This is a genomic window from Sulfurimonas sp. (assembly GCF_016744025.1).
Classification (GTDB): domain Bacteria; phylum Campylobacterota; class Campylobacteria; order Campylobacterales; family Sulfurimonadaceae; genus Sulfurimonas.
This window is the reverse complement of sequence record NZ_JADGFC010000043.1, coordinates 1-18,282: the sequence shown is the minus strand read 5'-3', so window position 1 is coordinate 18,282 and position 18,282 is coordinate 1. Positions and strand designations below refer to the sequence as shown.

Annotated in this window: 26 protein-coding genes; 23 read left to right on the top strand and 3 right to left on the bottom strand. The window is 28.5% G+C overall.

From position 1 onward, the window contains the following. On the top strand, nucleotides 1-780 hold a 780-nt coding region (locus QZZ48_RS07970; protein WP_294964090.1), incomplete at its 5' end, for a hypothetical protein. Nucleotides 781-1,128: 348 nt separating this feature from the next. Here QZZ48_RS07970 and QZZ48_RS07965 read toward each other — a convergent pair. Continuing rightward, the gene (locus tag QZZ48_RS07965) at nucleotides 1,129-2,748 is read right to left on the bottom strand and encodes a hypothetical protein (protein ID WP_294964087.1); all 1,620 of its coding nucleotides are present in this window, start codon (nucleotides 2,746-2,748) and stop codon (nucleotides 1,129-1,131) included. Nucleotides 2,749-2,989: 241 nt separating this feature from the next. Here QZZ48_RS07965 and QZZ48_RS07960 point away from each other — a divergent pair, with 241 nt between their 5' ends. Next, nucleotides 2,990-4,705, top strand: coding sequence for a type IV secretion system DNA-binding domain-containing protein (locus QZZ48_RS07960; RefSeq protein ID WP_294964084.1), 1,716 nt, complete (start codon nucleotides 2,990-2,992; stop codon nucleotides 4,703-4,705). A gap of 47 nt (nucleotides 4,706-4,752) precedes the next feature. After that, nucleotides 4,753-5,037: a hypothetical protein gene (locus tag QZZ48_RS07955; RefSeq protein ID WP_294964081.1), complete on the top strand. Its 285-nt coding sequence runs from the start codon at nucleotides 4,753-4,755 to the stop codon at nucleotides 5,035-5,037. Nucleotides 5,038-5,113: 76 nt separating this feature from the next. Here the strand turns inward: QZZ48_RS07955 and QZZ48_RS07950 are convergent, their stop codons facing one another. Further along, the gene (locus QZZ48_RS07950; RefSeq protein WP_294964079.1) at nucleotides 5,114-5,305 is read right to left on the bottom strand and encodes a hypothetical protein; all 192 of its coding nucleotides are present in this window, start codon (nucleotides 5,303-5,305) and stop codon (nucleotides 5,114-5,116) included. A gap of 104 nt (nucleotides 5,306-5,409) precedes the next feature. Here QZZ48_RS07950 and QZZ48_RS07945 point away from each other — a divergent pair, with 104 nt between their 5' ends. The 3 genes from QZZ48_RS07945 to QZZ48_RS07935 all read left to right on the top strand — a co-directional run bounded on the left by QZZ48_RS07945 (nucleotide 5,410) and on the right by QZZ48_RS07935 (nucleotide 6,674). Continuing rightward, nucleotides 5,410-5,571 (top strand): hypothetical protein, encoded by a 162-nt coding sequence (locus tag QZZ48_RS07945; protein WP_294964076.1) that lies wholly within the window; start codon nucleotides 5,410-5,412, stop codon nucleotides 5,569-5,571. Between the two features lie 170 nt (nucleotides 5,572-5,741). Continuing rightward, entirely contained in the window at nucleotides 5,742-5,972 is a 231-nt protein-coding gene (locus QZZ48_RS07940; RefSeq protein ID WP_294964073.1) for a hypothetical protein, read from the top strand. Nucleotides 5,973-6,245: 273 nt separating this feature from the next. Next, nucleotides 6,246-6,674: a hypothetical protein gene (locus QZZ48_RS07935; protein WP_294964070.1), complete on the top strand. Its 429-nt coding sequence runs from the start codon at nucleotides 6,246-6,248 to the stop codon at nucleotides 6,672-6,674. 104 nt (nucleotides 6,675-6,778) lie between these two features. Here QZZ48_RS07935 and QZZ48_RS07930 read toward each other — a convergent pair whose 3' ends face one another. Then, on the bottom strand, nucleotides 6,779-7,315 hold the full coding sequence (locus tag QZZ48_RS07930; protein ID WP_294964067.1) for an HD domain-containing phosphohydrolase: 537 nt from the start codon (nucleotides 7,313-7,315) through the stop codon (nucleotides 6,779-6,781). Nucleotides 7,316-7,726: 411 nt separating this feature from the next. Here QZZ48_RS07930 and QZZ48_RS07925 point away from each other — a divergent pair, with 411 nt between their 5' ends. The 17 genes from QZZ48_RS07925 to QZZ48_RS07845 all read left to right on the top strand — a co-directional run bounded on the left by QZZ48_RS07925 (nucleotide 7,727) and on the right by QZZ48_RS07845 (nucleotide 18,157). Then, a complete protein-coding gene (locus QZZ48_RS07925) occupies nucleotides 7,727-8,308 on the top strand; it encodes a hypothetical protein (protein ID WP_294964064.1) in 582 nt (193 codons plus the stop codon). 108 nt (nucleotides 8,309-8,416) lie between these two features. Beyond that, nucleotides 8,417-9,181 carry a hypothetical protein gene (locus QZZ48_RS07920; protein ID WP_294964061.1) on the top strand — a complete coding sequence of 255 codons (765 nt, stop codon included), beginning with the start codon at nucleotides 8,417-8,419 and terminating at the stop codon, nucleotides 9,179-9,181. Nucleotide 9,182: 1 nt separating this feature from the next. Next, nucleotides 9,183-9,434 carry a hypothetical protein gene (locus QZZ48_RS07915; RefSeq protein WP_294964059.1) on the top strand — a complete coding sequence of 84 codons (252 nt, stop codon included), beginning with the start codon at nucleotides 9,183-9,185 and terminating at the stop codon, nucleotides 9,432-9,434. Beyond that, complete coding sequence (locus tag QZZ48_RS07910; RefSeq protein ID WP_294964057.1) at nucleotides 9,427-9,849, top strand: hypothetical protein; 423 nt, start codon at nucleotides 9,427-9,429, stop codon at nucleotides 9,847-9,849. The genes QZZ48_RS07915 and QZZ48_RS07910 overlap by 8 nt, the downstream gene beginning before the upstream one ends. A 39-nt stretch (nucleotides 9,850-9,888) precedes the next feature. Then, nucleotides 9,889-10,215, top strand: coding sequence for a hypothetical protein (locus QZZ48_RS07905; protein WP_294964054.1), 327 nt, complete (start codon nucleotides 9,889-9,891; stop codon nucleotides 10,213-10,215). 71 nt (nucleotides 10,216-10,286) lie between these two features. After that, complete coding sequence (locus tag QZZ48_RS07900; RefSeq protein WP_294964051.1) at nucleotides 10,287-10,976, top strand: hypothetical protein; 690 nt, start codon at nucleotides 10,287-10,289, stop codon at nucleotides 10,974-10,976. Nucleotides 10,977-11,029: 53 nt separating this feature from the next. After that, nucleotides 11,030-11,251, top strand: a complete 222-nt coding sequence (locus QZZ48_RS07895) for a hypothetical protein (protein WP_294964048.1) — start codon at nucleotides 11,030-11,032, stop codon at nucleotides 11,249-11,251. 65 nt (nucleotides 11,252-11,316) lie between these two features. After that, nucleotides 11,317-11,649: a hypothetical protein gene (locus QZZ48_RS07890; RefSeq protein ID WP_294964047.1), complete on the top strand. Its 333-nt coding sequence runs from the start codon at nucleotides 11,317-11,319 to the stop codon at nucleotides 11,647-11,649. Next, nucleotides 11,642-11,926 (top strand): hypothetical protein, encoded by a 285-nt coding sequence (locus QZZ48_RS07885; protein ID WP_294964045.1) that lies wholly within the window; start codon nucleotides 11,642-11,644, stop codon nucleotides 11,924-11,926. Before QZZ48_RS07890 ends, QZZ48_RS07885 begins: the two co-directional genes overlap by 8 nt. After that, nucleotides 11,923-13,002: a hypothetical protein gene (locus QZZ48_RS07880; RefSeq protein ID WP_294964042.1), complete on the top strand. Its 1,080-nt coding sequence runs from the start codon at nucleotides 11,923-11,925 to the stop codon at nucleotides 13,000-13,002. The genes QZZ48_RS07885 and QZZ48_RS07880 overlap by 4 nt, the downstream gene beginning before the upstream one ends. 116 nt (nucleotides 13,003-13,118) lie before the next feature. Continuing rightward, nucleotides 13,119-13,670 (top strand): hypothetical protein, encoded by a 552-nt coding sequence (locus QZZ48_RS07875; protein ID WP_294964039.1) that lies wholly within the window; start codon nucleotides 13,119-13,121, stop codon nucleotides 13,668-13,670. Next, a complete protein-coding gene (locus QZZ48_RS07870) occupies nucleotides 13,663-15,510 on the top strand; it encodes a type IV secretion system DNA-binding domain-containing protein (RefSeq protein ID WP_294964036.1) in 1,848 nt (615 codons plus the stop codon). Before QZZ48_RS07875 ends, QZZ48_RS07870 begins: the two co-directional genes overlap by 8 nt. Before the next feature lie 42 nt (nucleotides 15,511-15,552). After that, nucleotides 15,553-15,693: a hypothetical protein gene (locus tag QZZ48_RS07865; RefSeq protein WP_294964033.1), complete on the top strand. Its 141-nt coding sequence runs from the start codon at nucleotides 15,553-15,555 to the stop codon at nucleotides 15,691-15,693. A gap of 3 nt (nucleotides 15,694-15,696) precedes the next feature. Continuing rightward, on the top strand, nucleotides 15,697-15,927 hold the full coding sequence (locus QZZ48_RS07860; protein WP_294964031.1) for a hypothetical protein: 231 nt from the start codon (nucleotides 15,697-15,699) through the stop codon (nucleotides 15,925-15,927). Then, nucleotides 15,917-16,096, top strand: coding sequence for a hypothetical protein (locus tag QZZ48_RS07855; RefSeq protein ID WP_294964028.1), 180 nt, complete (start codon nucleotides 15,917-15,919; stop codon nucleotides 16,094-16,096). The genes QZZ48_RS07860 and QZZ48_RS07855 overlap by 11 nt, the downstream gene beginning before the upstream one ends. 182 nt (nucleotides 16,097-16,278) lie before the next feature. Next, entirely contained in the window at nucleotides 16,279-17,079 is an 801-nt protein-coding gene (locus tag QZZ48_RS07850; protein WP_294964026.1) for a hypothetical protein, read from the top strand. A gap of 46 nt (nucleotides 17,080-17,125) precedes the next feature. Continuing rightward, entirely contained in the window at nucleotides 17,126-18,157 is a 1,032-nt protein-coding gene (locus QZZ48_RS07845) for a hypothetical protein (protein WP_294964023.1), read from the top strand. Nucleotides 18,158-18,282 lie beyond the last annotated feature (125 nt).

The window sequence follows — 18,282 nt, the reverse complement described above, 5'->3', positions numbered from 1 at the left end:
TTACCAAATATATTAGACATTATTAATATTAAAAATAATAACTTAGAATATTTTTTGCTAAATATAAATTTTTCATTGAATGGAAATAAAGATAATGAAAAATATAGAAATTTATATTACAATTTAGACTCTTTTATAGTAAAAAAAGAAAAAATGAGTGAGCTTATCGCATGGATAGAAAAACAAAATTTTTATGCTAGAAAAATGCCTGAATCTATTCATTTTAATGATACGTATTTAAGAGAATATCCAAATAGTAATTCTTATGGATATATAGATAATGATTACTATGGGCAAAAGACTTGGGATAATGCGTTTAATGATACAAACTCAATAATACCTGTAAAAGTTTTATTAACTTCAACGGGGTATTTTAATGAAGGTAAGAGCTATGACTTATCTGTAGAAGAAGAAATTGAGATTAAACTACCTAACAAATGGTTTATAGAAAAAATGAAATTAAAACAATCATTAAATGATGGTGAGTGGATTAATGATAATAAAGAAACAGTATTTTTTGACCCTACTGTCAATAGTTATAATGTATCTGAATATAATACAAATGGTGTTTTAGCTGCTAACAAAAAACTTTTATTAGATTTTTTAGATAAAAATGAGTATACAATTTTTTGGGTATTATGGGGAGAAAAACAAGTTAGAAATACTGAAAAAACTTTTGATAGAAATGATTTTTTAGGTACTTCTGAAATAAGTGGTTATGGATATTTTAATAATAATGATGATTTTATTGAATATAAAGATGTGAAATTTGAGCATTAGGTAAAGTATACAATAAAACCTATCATCAAATCTTGTAGATCTGTTGGCAAATTCAGACGTCAAGCTATTTTTAAAATTTGTTCATAGATAATTTAAGAAATTTACTAAAACTACTTATATGGGAATTTAGAATGCTAAAACAAAGTGGAATATGCCTGTTTGAAATTTGAATCTTACCATCTCTCAATTAGCTATATTCTTTAAGGGTAGACTGGAAGGAGAGCTGAAACTTAAAGCTTAGGTGTGATAGGATTTCTCCTATCAGAATTTATGTTACATGAAATTTTCAACGCTCTCATTCAAGCTTACATGTAGAGTTTAGTTTTACTTAATTCTCCAGCTTTTATCCTATAATTCACCATGGTGAAGTCTATTAGCTATTAAGATATTTTCATAATCTTTGCTATGTTTAAATTTTTTAATAACTTCATAAAACTTATTACTTATGTTTTTGTTTATAGAAATATTAAAATTCTTTCCTCTAAAATAGATGCTTCCTTTTGCCTCAATTTCCACAGTTACACCAAGTTTTGAAGTAAATACAGTATTTAAGTATTCCTTTTGTAATCGCATTAACACTTCTAATTTATTTATTGTTTCTATATCAAGTTCACAATTAAATGAATAGTCATCTTTTTTATATTTTATAGAACATCTCAGTTGTTTAAAATTATTTTCATATGCATAAATAGTAAAAGGATTATTATCAGAAGTAATATAACTTCCTTTAAATAATCCATATTCATTAATAAAATTTTTATCACCACCATATTCAATAACTTTGTTTGGATTAAGTAATAAAGGTAAGCTGTCTTTTTCTATAATGTATTTCAAAGTTGGCCAAAATATATCAAGAAAGTTTTGATTTACAGATTGTCTAGCTTTTGAAAACTCAAGAAAGTTACATCCTGCACTTAGTGTTTGCTGGCAAACTTGCAAAGGAACTCTTGTAACAAATTCAGCAGTAACGTTATTAACAATCTCATCTTTTTGAAAAGTGTTAATATCTTCTTGTAGTGCATTGAGTAAATTTTTTTCTTTAGATTCTAACTTATTGGCAAAATAGTTATGATATGATGACTCATACATTTCAAGCTTTGCAACCTCTAAACCTATCTTAAGAGCAGCTGTAATCGATTTTGAATAAGGATCTCTTCTTTGCGCATATATTATGCGATGTAAATTATCTAGCAAGTCACATATAAAAGACTCTGACACATAACTAGGGATAATAAAGCTTTTTGGAGCTTGGTAATAATCAATTAGAATTTTAGAAATTATATGCTTGACACCAAAAAAATCCTGAAAAGAAATATAGGGTTGACTAGATAATTCTTTTGAAAAGTTATCTTTTAATTTTTCAGTAAGATCAAACAGCATCTTTTCTCTAGTTTTTACACAATCATCAAGAAAAAGTATTTCTAGCTTTTTGTTACTTAAGCAAAGCATGTAAATATAATCTGTTAATCTTTCGCCATAAATATTGTCATCATACTCAACTTTTTGGGCTTGCTGTATTATGTTTTTAGCTATTTTTATAAAATCTTCAAATTTTTCTCCTAATAGAAAACGTGCTGTCTCTCTGCTATTTTTAGCATTTGGTCCACCATCATACTCTTCATAAATTTCCATATGAGTTTCAATATAATATGTAGTTATCATCCATTTGCTAAGAATGGCAGAAAAGTGGTAATAATCCTTGTATTTATTGTTCTTTTTTATTGCGTATCTATAAAGAATATAAAGTGTTTCATATGTAAAGCGTTCTTCAATTTTATTTTTTTGTTTATATCTCTCATTAATGAAACCATCCATTACAATATTTGATGGGGAGAAATGTTCATAAGTTTTAACTATAGTGTTGATTTGTTCAGAATTACTAACATCATTTTTACTCGCGAAATTCTTTACAAAATCCATGCAAACTCTTGATATCCTTACCGTTACAGTACTGTTGTCATCTTTCATATATTTCCTTATTTATTAAAATATTATCAATATTAAACTTAATGTCACATTAAGTGTCACAGTAACAGATATAGAATTTAATGCTAAGTATTTGAAAAATTTATATGTAATATTCTTATTATGAAAATTATAAAATCATTCATAATAGTATATATTTTATGGCACTAAAAGATAGTGCAGTTATTTTCTGAATATAAAAAGAGTAACCAAGTTACTTAAATTTATACACCAGGAGATATATATGTTTACCACAGCAAGAGAGAGTAGAAATATAGAAACAAGTTTGAGGTTTAGTTTTGAGTTTATTTCAAAGCTTATAATTATCTGGATAGTTGGATTTATATCCTTTTTTGTTTTAACATTTTCAAGTTTTAATCATCTAAAAAACAGTGATAAAGTTTATTTATTTCAAGGAGTTAAACACACACTTATATATAGTATTAAAAAGCATGTACCCCTTTTTAAAAGTAGTATATCTAATGAATTTGAGGCAGAAATACAAGAGTTCAGAAGAATTTTAAAAAATATAACAGCTCTTCCACTTACAATATCTTTTATTTTATCGTTTATAGCACCTTTAGGATGGCTATTTTTCATAAAAAGAACAAAAACAACCCAAGATAAAGAGAACAGTCCAAATCAGCATATAAGCGAGTATAACAAGTTAAATAAAAAAGCTCAAGGAATAAAACTAGGTGGATTTAACAAAAAAGAGCATATTTTAGTAGATAAAGATAAAAATACTCCAAATAAAAAAACAGAATTATCATATAGAAAAAACTCTATTGTTATACCTGGTGAAGATGAAACATCTCACTTTTTTATCTTAGGTCAAAGTGGAGCTGGTAAAACAGTTCTTATTGATCAAATCTTAGCAGATTTAAAACTAAGAGAAAAAAAGATGATAATTCATGATAATAAAATGGATTTTACTGCAAAATTTTATAATCCAACAAAAGATCATATATTTAATCCCTTAGATGAAAGAAGTTTGGAATGGAGTATATTTAATGATATCAATAGCATTATAGACATTGAAAGTATATCACACTCTTTAATCCCCACTCCGCCAGTAAATGTAGACCCATTTTGGAACAATAGTGCTAGAAATATTTTGATAGAAATTTTAAAATTTTGTAAAAATAAAAATCTTACTAAGAATGAGCATATAGCTTTTTATTTAAACATGACTAGAAAAGAAATAATTAAGACACTAAACAATAATGCAATTACAAAGCTCTTAGAAGCTGACAAACAAGCAGCAAGTATCTTAAGTACACTAGAAGATTATACAAGAAGCTTGAAGTATTTAAAAGATGGAGATTTTAGCATTAAAAAATGGATTAACTCCCCTCTAAATAATGCAATCTTTACAACAAATAGAAAAGATATAAAAGAGATGATAGCACCTCTTTTAACTCTCTTTGTAGATTTTACTTCAAAACAACTTTTAAGCTTAGATGATGATTTAAGTAGAAGAGTATATTTTATACTAGAAGAGTTAGGAATGCTAAACAAACTTAGTTCAGTAGTAGACTTAATCACAAATGGAAGAAGTAAAGGTGCTAGTGTATTTGTAACTGTACAAGATTTAGCAAGATTAGAAGAAATTTATGGAAGGGAGTTTAATACCATTTTTTCTAGTTGCAGCACAAAAATATTTTTTAGAATTGGAGATAATTTTACAGTTCAATATCTAAAAAACTATGCAGGACAAAATGATGTACAAAGAGAAGATGAAAATATATCCCTTGGAGAGCATAGCGAAGATGGAAATCTGCATATTAGAAAACATCTAGCAAAAGAGGATATTTTAAAAGTTTCAGAACTAACAAATTTACAAGATAGAGTTTTTAAAATAAAGCTAAAAAGTTTCAATGATTTTTTAGATTTAAAAACCTATATAAAAGAGTTTGGAAAATATAACAAAACTTTTGAGAGTATATTTTCTGAATAGTAAGTAAGGGAGTTGTAAAACTTCCTAAATTCAAACAAGGAGAAAGTATGAGTTATGACAATGCACATGAAGATACAATGTCAGGAGCCTATGGCAACAATTCAAAAGGAGGTAGTAACCATTACGGTAATGAAAGAGATGCATATAAAAACAGAGGGAACTTAGATGATGCACACAAGAGTAATAGCCACTATCAACATAATAACTATGATCAGTTTGGTTATAGCAATGGCGGAGGCACAGGTAAAAAAAGCGGTAAAAGCATAAAAGGCTCATTAGCACTTTTATCGATAGTTGCTATTGGAATAGTTTACATTCTCTATTTTAGCTAAAATAAGCCCTTTAATTAGGGCTTTAATAAATATTGACTGGTGAATTTCAACTACTTATTACGAAGAGTTATTCAATTTAACTGGCAGTATCTTCTTTATTTTTGCTAAATTCCAATAAATCATTATAATTAATTTTTAATTTTATACAAGCAAAGCCAAGCCTCATAAGTTCTAATTTATTTTTTGGATATTGTCTAACGGCTTGCAAGCTAACTTCTAAATGCCCTGCAAGCTCAATATCTTTAAAAATTTTATTCCAAATTCTCATACAAACACTCCTAAATATTTTTTATAAATATACCATAAATATATTTAATTTAAGCTTTTTATAATACAAATATAGGTATAATATATGTATATAAGGAGAATGAGATGCAAAATATAGATGTTAGAATAGAAGAAGTCGATGAATATAATTACTGTAACGAGGATATAAGAGATTTATACTCTTTAGATACAGGAGATAGCATGACTGAGGAACAAGAAGCTGAATGGTTTACAAACATGGAAAAAATATATGGAGAAATATTATGAATTTACTACACACGATTGAGACTACTGTTAGATGGGCGGTTCCTGTTTCTATGATCATAGTAGCAGCTGGAGTTATACTAAGAATTAAAATTCATGATGTTTTTGGATTTTAAAATTCTCTATACTTATAATAAGGGAGTTAAAGCTCCCTTATTTAAAAAAGGTAGAATATGAAAAAATTATTTACAATTTTACTATGCACATCTTTACTTTTTGCAAATGCATTTGATAAAGATAAAAATGAATCTACAACTATAGAAACAGCATTAAAAATAGTGCTTGTTCCTGTTTTTGTTGGCGCTTTAGTTTACCAAGCAGCAGGTGCTTTAGTTGGTTACCCTTTTAGAATTATTGCAAGAGAGATAAAAGAACTTGAAAAAGAAAATCATCAAGAAGACTGATTACTTCATATAGTTCCTTGCCTAGTTTTCTACAAACAGGCATGTAACGCCCAATATAATAACTATGTTGTAGAATGTTAATCACACTATAATTTTTTTTAGGTATAATTTTAGTTAATAAGACTATATATAACTCCTAATTTCTGAATATAGTTAGAAAGCCCCTGGAAAGGAACTTTTAATAGGTTTTTATAATGTAATTATTTTTACTGTAAAGTGTAATCTAAGTTACACTATGATATAATCAATCTGAGTTTATTTAGAAGGTATATCATGAGCAGCAGCAATTATAGTGAATTATCTATTATCAGTAATACAACTGGAGAGTATATATATGATTTGAATCTTAAAAAGAGGAAAAAATTATATATGGGGCCTAAAAAATATTGGAGAACTATGATGATGTATGATGATGCTTTGTTGGCAGTACCATCACAAACAGGAATTAAACTTTTACTGCATTTAAAAAACGAATGTAACACTTCAGACTATACTATAGTTTTAAAAATAAAAGAGTTGGCTAATATTTTTAAATGCAATGATAGAGCATTAAGGAATAACCTCAATAAATTATTAGAAAAAGAGTACCTTAAAAAAATTACAAATGAATACTATATGATAAATCCTAATTTATTTTGGATTAAAAGCTTAACTGATAAAGAGTGGCAAGAATTAAAATTGAGATTTGAAGATTTAAGCTAAATTTTATAAAATCAAATTTCGCCTAAAATGATTTACACAAAAGAGTTGGAGCTATAATGCGTAAGCGTTATAGCTTTCTTCTGCACGAAGTGCAGCCGATATTTTTAGCAATTGGGTAACTTTTTTAAAAAGACATCTAATACGTCAGGATCAAAATGTAACTCTCTTTCTTTCATCATATAATCAACTACTCTATCAAGCTTCCAAGATTCTTTATATGCTCTTTTACTACGAAGAGCATCAAATACATCAACAACTGATATTATTTTGGACTCGAGAGGAATATCATTTTTCTTCAAACCAAAAGGATAACCAGTACCATCCCATTTTTCATGATGAGTTAATGCAACTATACTAGCTTTTTTATATTTGCTATTTTTTAAAAGCATATAACCAGTAATTGTATGAGTTTTCATTACATCCCACTCATCATTATTTAATGGTCCATTTTTATTTAAAATAGTTTTTGGAATTATGGTTTTACCTACATCATGCAAAAGACCACAAGTGTAAATAGTATCAACAGAGTTATCACTTAGCCCAATTTCAATTGCTAAATTTTTTCCATAGTTTGCTACATCATAACTCTTGCATTTTTCTATATCTAAATTTTTTACAGTTTTATAATTTATATTTTTCACACACTTATCTCCTTTGTATAATGTTCTATATACCTATTCAGAAAATGCTAATTTATCTCAAACGAGTGATAAAATTCGCCCTTTTTTACTATTTCATATTTTTTTTAAAAATTACATAATTTTACTTTTGAAACTTAGATTTGGTTTAAAATATCCTCTCTTTTTTCTTAGACACCTTACGCAAGGTGTTGAAAGCTCTGTGAGCTCCTAAATTCAGGGCTTTACTAAGACTTTCTAAAATCTCAAAAAAATTGCAATGCTCTTAAATGCTTATGCTATCGAGGTTTGTTAAAAGTTATTTTCAATCTCGTTCAATCAATTTTCAATTTCATTCAATTATGTAAATCAGTTCAATTCCGTTCAATTCTGAATGTATATAGAGAGTACTAATTTTTAAAGGTGGATATGACAATGCAACAAGAACAATTAGAAAAATTTACAAAACAAAATAAGCCAAAAGGAAGGATTTCTAAATTGGAAGAGTTTAGATTGGAGATAATTGATTTGAGAGATTATGGATATTCCTATGAACAAATTAGAGACTACTTGATTGAATACAAAAAAACAAGTGTTGATAAAACAACTATTTGTAAATATTATAAAAATCTTGAGAGTAAAGCTAAAAAAATACCAGCATTGACAGTAGAAATAGAGCAAAAAACAAGTCATATATCAACACCTGCTAAAGCAACTCTAAAAGAGCAAGATTCTAATAACAAAATTCAACCTTACTTAAAACAAAAAAAGTCTACAAGCTCATATATTCCGCCACCACCGAAGCCCATAATAGATGAAAATTTTTTAAATCTTTGTGATGATGATCAAATAGTTTATTGCTATTTTCTGTTTTTAGCTGAGTATGTAAATGAGGCTGAGAGGCTAATAAATTTACCAGGTGTTGATTCTGTATCTAGAATGCTCTACAGAACAAAGACAAGGAGGTTGTATGAGCGATGCCACATGAAGGAGAGTAAATATGAACCAGATGATTAAATAGAAAAAATGATTTTCTGAATATAGATATAAGGAGTATTTGATAAAGAGGTTTTGCTAAATGCATTAAAAATTAAACAACAAACCAATAAACCAAGGAACAAAAAGATGAAAAAAGTATTTGTAATTGCAAACACTAAAGGCGGAGTCGGAAAAACAACTATAGCAACACATGTTTTACCAGCGGTATTTCCAGGATGTGAAATACTAGAGATAGATGACAATAATCAATCTAATATTTTTCAAGATAGTATGTCTATCAAAAATTTTGAAAGTATTAAATTAGATGAATGTAAAGATAAGTTAGAGGAGATAACTTTTAAATTACTAGATGATACCGAGGAAGTTTTAATTATTGATTGTGGTGGAGGAAATGACACGAAAGAAATCATTTCTCAGATAAAAGAGTTAGCCCTTGATGATTATGCAAAAGTCACATTTATAATTCCAATAATGAACTCCTTTATGCAGGCAAAAAATGCCGAAGATATGACACGTCTTTTAAAAGGCAAGGAGATTATTTTTGCATTTAATGGCGTCACTGATTTCTCTACCATAAAAGATGATTGGATATTTTGGTTTGGTAATGAAAATCTTGGAGTTGAGAGTTATCATGAAAAATTGAATAAACCTAGAACGATAACTATACCAGCATCTCCACTGTTTGAGCTAGCAGCAATTAACAGAATGACAATATCTGATTTTGCAAAACCTGCAATAGGTATATCAATACCTGATTTTAGTAAAACACTTTTTAAAAATTATGGTGACAATAAAAAGCAGTACTTAAAAGAGTTGAGAGAATTTAGAAGACATAAAGCAGCTAAAGATTTTTTAGATAAGTTTTTAGAGAATATTAAAGGCGAGTTATAAAATGAAGCAAGAAGAATTTATAGATGAATTGAATTTTGCAACAAAAACACTGGAGGCAACAATACAAGAGCTAAGAGAGGCAAAATCCTCTCTAGCCTTTGTACTCAATATAAAAGATATATCTTCAATGATGAAAATAATTACCTATGCAATGTTAAGTGATGAAGGTACAAAAAGTAACATCATCTATTATGCTAAAAAACTAAAAGATAGGGATTTATTAGATTATTTAGAAAGATTTGAAGATGTTTGATAAAAAAGAGTTTGATGAATTTATAGGCGAAGTCTCTTATCTCAATGAATCCACAAAAGCTTTAATCAAAGAAATTAAAGAGGCAGATAGCATGAGTATAAATTTAAAAGATACTCTTAAAAGTTTAGAGACTATTTCAAAGTCTCTAAACTACGAAATAAGCAATGCTATTAGTAACAATCTTGATAAACAGATGAAAAGTATTATAGACAATCATCTTAAAGAGTTTGTAGACAAATCAAAACATATTAAAAATATATCAATCTCAATAGATCAGAGCATAGATATTTTAAACAAGAACTCAAAAAAGATAGAGAGGCATAGTAAATATCATATTTTAGAGTCTATTTTTTATATATCTTTTTTCGTTGCTGGTGCCTTTTTGCAAGAGTATTTTAAAATCTTAAATTTCTGAATATAGGCAAGAGAAGTTAATTACTAATGGGAGTTGAATTTGCAAATAAATATTATAGAAAACATTTTAATAGCGATTGAAAATATAGAGTTTAATGATAAGGCTCACATTGAGTTTCAAAATTCTTTTAAAGAAAAACTAGAAAAAGCAAATTGTATGAAAAATGGCTTTGAGGTTATACAGTCAGACTTAGATATTTTTTTCCATGAGAATGAATTTATAGCAATAGAGTTTATAAATATATTGAAGGGTTATTATTTAAGAAAATTTGTTATTGAAAAAACAGGCAATGAAAAAGATTTTAGAGTTTTTAAAAACTTAGAGGCTTTTGAGAATAGATTTCTGAATAAGAATAGAAGCAACTAAGTTTTTTTGTGAAATACCTATTTATTTTACATAAAAGCTTAACAGCTAAAACAAAAAATAAGGAGTCTTCAATGAGAAGAGTTTTAAAAACAAGTGCAATTTTAGCACTAGGATTAGGAATGAGTTTAGTAGCAAGTGATGAAGTTACATCAGGCGTAGTAATACAAACACCGACACCAACTAATTATTTACAAATAAATGGTGGGGTAGTTGATTTAAAACACTTAGACAAAAAAGAGGGATTTTTGGATTTTAAATATCAAAATTCAAACTCTAACTATAGTTTTGGGGATATTTTAATTTCACCTACATTTGGTTTGAAATTGAGTAAATCATATCAAGATTTATATGTATCAAATCCTATTCATTCATTTGGATATATAGCTGATGAGTATAGATTTTTATTGATTGAATCTGGATTAGGCTATATGAGACTAGATAGTCAAAAACATAAAACCATACATTCAACAGATCCACATATTCCATCAATCGTTACAAATGAAGTTGAGACTCAAAAAGCCCCTTACATTGCTTTGAATGCAAATGCTGGTTATATGGTAAATGAAGAGATATCTTTATTATCAACTTTAAATTATAAAGTTGCACTTGATAGAGCAGATATGAAAGATGCGTATGGTGTAAGTTTGCAGGTAAATTATAAGAGATGGAATCTATCTTTTGAACATGAAAAATTTGATTTTAAAGGTGTAGATGATGGTGAAAATAACAGTTTAAAACTAGGTTATACATTTAGTTTCTAAACACATACAAGGGAGTTAAAAAAACTTCCTACAGTTCAAAAATAGGAAATAATATGAAATGGAGTTTCGGAATAGTATCAGTTATTTTGACAATAGTTTTTTCTTACATGGCTATTCAGAATAACAAAATGGCAAGAGAGATAACAGCTAGAGAGTTTGGTTTAAAACAAACAACAAATCAATCTAAAGAAGTTGAGTTTAAAGATTCTTTTGATCAAGAGTGGGAAAAGTCTCAAAAAGAGTTCAACAAAGAGTGGGATAATTGGGGAAAGTAGAAATTTCTGAATATATACAAAGGGAAGTCAAAAGGCTTCCTAAAATTTAAAACGAGGAAAATAAAATGAGAGTAGAGTTAAATGAAGTAGTAGCAGAGGCAGTAATTAAAGCAGCAGAAGACAATAATATGAGTATGGAAGAGTTTGTAAATGGACTACTTCATTATAGTTTTGACAATGGTTTGGCAGTTTTACAAATGGCAAAAGTTGAAGAGTTATTAACTAGGGAGATTTTACCTCGCATGATGAAACTAGAAATGAATAGCTTTGCAACTAGACATCAAATTTTAAATCTACATGCAGATATAAGTGATGGTCCAGAGAGAGCTGAAGCTATTGCAAAAGAAGCAAATGATATAGGTTACTCAGTAGTTTTTGAGGATGCACAAGATGAATAAGCAAAGAGAAAAAATGCCTCTTGATGAAAAAATCATTATGTTTTTTCTAGCAATTCTAATGTGTTATGGCTTTACATATGGCTTGGAATGGCACCATAAAAACAATGTACTTCCAACTTTTACTGAAGAAGATACTAGAGAAATGGAGTTTCTAAAGAGTTTATCACTACTAGAGTCTTTACAATATTACAAGAGAAATATTGAAATAAATGGATTTAATTTTTTAAAAGATGAAAGTGACTTAAAAGCTTATGAGCTTGGAGGAATAAAAGAATGATTGACTTAGATAAAAATTATAAAAATGGTGGTGGTTCCTATAGTGCAGCTGCTATAGATGTTGCAAATAGTTATAGAAACAGTGGGGGTTTTAGTGGTGCTGGAATGCTTGATTTTTCAAGTATAGCAAATAATCATAAAAACAGTAATTTTGGCATGGCTAACTCATATACTAGACATAATGATTCCAGCAAAGAAAGAGATGTTGCTACTATTAGTGGAGCAGCTGGAGGTGCACTTGCTGCACAACTTTATGGAGTTGCTGGAGTAGGAAAAGCTTTAGGACTTACTAGTATAGGAATGGGAGCAGCATCAGCACCTATTGTAGGTATGGCAATGGCAGTTGGTGGTGGTGCACTTGGTGGAGTTGCACTGTATAAATCAGGACCATATTTAGCTAAAGCAGGAAAAGTAGCAGCTAAAATTGGCTTTAAAGCATTAAATTATGGTTTAAAAAAATCAGTTGAAGCTATTAAAAAAACTCATAATTCATATCATGAAAAATCGGATACAAAATCAAAAGAGTTAGATAAAGTTGATACAACTACAAAACAAAGAGAAAGTAAATTTAAGGGTTTCGTAAAAGATTCTAGAAACAAGATGATGGTAAGTAGAGATATTAAAGATAATTTATCACAAATGTATCAACTTAAAATCCCAACACAAAATGCAAAAAAAGAGCTAAATAATTTAACTGGTGATTACTTCATCAAAAATAATCTCAAAAATGGAAAGTTGGATTTGAAATCTATGAAAAAAGATGTAAATGCTTTTGCAAAAAAAACAAAATTATCACGAGCAGAATCCAAAGGGCTTAATGCTGGAGTTTTAAATAGAGTTGAACAACATAAAGATAATTTAGTTTTTGATAAAAACTCAAAAATATCTGAGTTAAGTAAAGATAAAAGAGAAGCATCAAAAGAAACTAAAGAGTCTATTAAAAAAGATACTCAAAAAGTAGAAAAGAAAAAAGAAAAAATCAAGCAGAAGCAAGAAGTCAAGAAAGAGCCACAAAAACAAGAACAAACAAAAGCACTACAAAGAGGAAAGAGCGAGGGAAAGGAACAAGGGAGATAGATAGCATTTCCCGTTTCCCTTGGCAAATAAAAAAGAAACCTAAAAATCTAAGCAAAAAAGAGTTTGCTATTCAAAAACAAAAAGATGAACGGTTTGAAAAAACTATACATCAAAAAATGAAACTTCTAAAAGCTGAGAAAAAAGAACAAAAGATGGTAATTGAGCAGCAAAATGATGTTAAGAAGTTAACTAACTTTACTGCTCAAAGCATAGAAGAACTTGTAAAAAACAGTGAGAATTTTTTAAAGCATTTACTAGTTGTAAATGATAGTTTTTATTCTATTTTTTACAATAAAGGTGAGAGTAGAGTTTATGTTGAAAAAAGTCTGTTTAAATCAAAACTAGAAGCTATATTTTTAAAAAATATAGCTGATGATGAAATGCTAGAAGTCATACAATCTATTAACAAAAAAAACTCTATGAAACTGGGTTTTAAACTTTTATTAGATGAGTTTAAAGAGTTAGACTTTGATATTGAAGAGAGAGCTTTTAGCGGTCAATGGATTTTCATAAATATGCTATATGAAGAGTCAATATTAATTAAAGAGTTAAAAAAGATTGCTAAAAATTTAAAGAGTGGTAGTAGGTTGAGTTTAGAAAATAAGAAACAAATTGAAAGTTTGAGTAATAAAAACTTTAAAAATAGTTCTGGAGGAAATGATGAATAAGAAATATGAAAATTTTGCAGAGGGAATTAGGCAAAAAAAAAGATATAAGGCAGTTGAGAAAAAAAGCCATGAAATAGAAATGGAGATGAAATCATGGGCTATTGAAAACTCATTATATTATTCACCTTTAATAATTGCTGTTATGGGTTGGTTTATCTATGGGCTCATAAATGAGATGAATTTACCATACGGAGAGAGTTTTGATTTTCTTGATTCATCATTTATTGTCGTTCTTGCTGGTGGAGTTGCTTTTAGTTTTTTAACAGTGCTGTATGTAAAACCTATAATAGAGGGAGCCCTAGACAAGGAGGAAAAAGAGTTAACAGATGATGTTTATCAAAAAGGTTCAAAATTTTGTACTTTGGAGGGCTTCAACAAAAACATAGATAAGTATATGAATGATGAGTATCTTTTAAGCAAAGATATAAAATGCAAAGAGACTTTTAGAATTCCTATGATGCATCTTGACAAGGAAGACTCACAATATCATGAGAAAATAGAAGATTTAAAGATAGCTAGAATTTCACTTGCTACTGCATTATGTATTATGGGTGCACCTGGACAAGGAAAATCTGTTTTAATAAACCAAGTTATAAAACAGACTCCAAAAGAGAGCAAGCAAATAATCATAGATGTTAAAGGTGAATTTGTAGAGAAGCATTTTGATTCTAAAACAGATTTTCTTATATGTCCTTCTGATATAAGATCTGTAAGATTTAATCTAGTCAATCTTTTGCATAGTAAAATAGATACAGGGATTATAGCTGAAATATTAATTGCTGATGAACAGAGCAATGATCCTCATTTTGTTGCAGCTGGACGTGGAATTATGGAGGCTATACTTGTTTACGCAGCAAAAAGAAATCTTTCCAATAAAAGTATACACAAACTAGTATCAGATCCTATTGAGTTAAAAAAAATACTAAAAGATGAAGAGGCTAAACTGCTTGCGAGCCCATTCCTCTTTTTTACAGACAGTGGAGAGCCAAGTAGAGAGACTAAATCAACACTTTCAACACTTGCAAGAAAGGCTAAAATACTTCAATATCTTGCATATATGGATGATTTAGATACTGAAAAAATATATTTGGATGATTGGATAAAAGATAAAAATGGTGGTAAATTGTTTTTATTGGCAACAGATAATCTGAGCAAAATATTTGCACCTTTATATGGTGTTATCTCATCATATCTTATATCAACTCTTTTAGATCAAGAGGACTCTACAGATAAAGATTACTATTTTATCTTTGATGAGTTACCAAGATTAGGAAAAGTCTTAGGTGAAAATCTTGAAAAAGCACTAGCAGTTGGTAGAAGTAAAGGTATAAAAGTACTAATGGCAATGCAGTCATACTCACAAATAAAAGAGAAGTATGGAGATAAACAAGCTGAGAGTATACTTGATACAACAAATTCATTTATTATCTTTAAAAACAACTACGGAGCACAGTTCTTAGAAAAACTTTTCGGCAAAACTACAGTCATAAGAAATAATGAAAGCTTTAGCTTTGGTATGCATTCTATGGCAGATAGAAGTCAACTTCAAAGACAGATGGTAAAAGAGAACCTAATAGATGATAGTGAAATAAACAGACTAAATAAGTTTGAAATTTATGCAAAGATAGACGGTTCAAGAGATATTTTAAAAACAAAACTAAAACCTGTCTTTGTGAATAAGAATGGCATTAAAAAGTATATAGAAAATCCAGCAATGAAAATCAATGTTTTAGTTCATGAGATGGAGGTTACTATTAAAAAAATAGAAAATAAATACATAGATATCTCGCAACCAAAAAACAAAACGAAAATATTTCAAAAAGCTTATTGTGATATGTGATTTTCTGAATAGATATAGTAACAAAATGTAAGGAGAAGAGAGATGAAATTAGAGTTAGATGAAAGAGAAGTGCAATATCTCAAGGAGCTATTTGATTACACTTCAAAAGTAGGTACAAATGAAGCAGTGAAATTTGAAGAGATGATAATTTTTGACAAGATAAAAAATATAGAAGAGTCATAAGGGATGACAGTAGTTGAAGCTATAGTACAACTGCAAAAAATAGTTAAAGCAGATTGTGGAGTTAGTGAAACAGTAGAAGACTTTTTAAAAGCTCTTGTCTTTAGACATCCATTACACATATCAAGATTTTGGGGATTAGATGGTCAAAACTTTAAAGCAGTACAAATACTAATAGCATCAATGAAGACTGAAGATAGGTTTTTAGTTTGGGAAAGACTAGAAAATGGAAAATAATTTAATAAAAATAGAACTCACCAAAGAGACTGTAAGTCGTATAAATTTTATACAAGAACACTATTGGTTTGGAATGTTCCAACAAATAGGATTAGCAAGAGATGAAGAGTGTGAGTGCGCTTTAAGAGATGCATTAGATGATTTTAGAAAGTGTACTAACAAAGGATAGAAGTTGATGGTGGTCAAAACAAAAAAGGACCTTTTGAAATTTGTGAAAGAGTATAGAAGGAAGTAAAAAATGAGATTGAAATTGCATCATTGTATATTTCAAATTAAAAAAGGGGGCAAAGAGGGAGTAAAAAAATAGTTCAAAATTGGATTGAAAGAAATAAGTTTTATATCAAGTGCAAGTTGATATATTTTAATAGATTAAAGGAAGGGAAAAATAAAATGAAAAAGAGTATATTTTTAATTTTAGCGGTTATGGTTTTAGGTACAGGTGCAAATGCTAAGTTTTGTGATAAAAGCAATGAAGTAAATTTTTTATCTAAGAAGGATAATTTTGGAAATACTTCAAAAAAAGAAGTTAGCGGAGATAAGGCAGCAATACAATTATATATTAGAGGAGTGAAAAAAAGTGAAAAAAAGCTTAAAGATACTTCAATCTATTTTGGTGAAATAGTAGGAAATTTTTTAGTAAAACATCCAAAAAACCTAAAAAAGAGATATATTGATCCAGGAGTGTATGCTTATGCTTTTAATTCTGGTTTTTTAGGCACGATGATAAGCATGGGACGACTACCAGCTAAGTTAGATATTCAAAATGTAAATTTAAAAACAAAAGAAAACACAATATCAAGCTCACTATCTATTTACAATTTATCAAGTGCTATTCTGGAATATATATATTCAAATAAAAGCCAAGAAAATACAGTTGATAGATTCTTGCTTACAACTAATTATTTGCAATTATATATAAAAGATGGCAAGCTTCAAATAATACTTGCTTGCAATGATTTTGAAGACGATGATTTTGCTTCTCTTTTGTTAATAAATATAAGCAAAAATATAAAACAAAAAGAAGTTTTAACAATTGCTGGACTTCTTTTGTCAAAAGAGTGGGATAAGATTGACAAATTTCTATTAAACAATAAAAAAGTTAATAATCTCTATAAAATATCAAAAAAATCATATACAAATTTTAAAAAATAAATATAAATTAGGGGGCTTAAAGCTCCCCTAAATCAAGGAGAATAAGATGAAAAGTTTTTTAATCATGCTACTAATTTTTGTTTCAGCAAATGCTGATATAGGGAATCAAACTAGCAAAAATAAATCTGAGCAAAACACCATTAGAAAAAGCAAACAGACTTCTAATCAAAATAGCGATTCAACGACTAAGAGCAAAACCAAGGGTAATGAAAAATCAGTGTCAACAACTGCAACAAATACTCTTAGTAAAATTACATCAATGACTCATACTGTTTCTAATAGCAATAATGGAAGTTGGGATATTGTTGTAAATCCTATTCCTCACATATTAAGTGAACTTAGAAATTTAGGATGGAGCAGAGAGGCTTTTTATCTAAAAAATAGTGATATAGGAACATCATATTTTATAGATGAGACTGAAGATATTATAGATATGAATGCAAAATCATTCTATGAATCTAAAGCACAAATGAAAGGTAATTTAAGTAGAGAGCAAACAGAGAAGCTACAAAGCTATATAAATATTTTGCACTATACAGCTAAAGTGATTGAAAAAACTACAAAACAGTTACAAGCATATCCAAATCTTGAAATTGAAAAATTTGATATTGATATGAAAAATGCTATTGTAAAAGCATATAAATCTATTAATAACTACGAGCAAATTCATATATTTAATTGTAATTTTGCAGGTGACTTAAATAGCTATAGTTGTAATAATGGAAAATATACGCTTGTTATAACAAATGCTCTACCACTGCTCTATTTAAATGGAGCAACTTTTTATAGTCCTACTAGCGTTGGTTTTATAAGTCCTACTTTAAAAATATCTTTTGCAAGTAGCACTAACGAGGCATTCTCAAAATTAGCTCAAAATCAAGATAGTAACTCTGTCGCTGGAATGGTAAGAGATTATACAAGTAAACTTATGCAAAAAGGTCATAGTGAAGTAGCTACTAAAATAAGAAATAAATTTGTAGAAAAATCTCTAAATCATGGAGTTAATGCCAATGCAACAACTATTGTTCAGGCTATCAATTCTAGTTCACCTATGGCTGTGTTGAAGTTGTTTCAGTAGAGAATTTTCTCTACTGAACTATATTATTTAACTCAACTTTCGCACATAGATTCCAGTAAATCCATGAAGTTAATATAAGTATTAAAGCCCATAAATAGGCACATTTAGGTATAATTTTGTTACCA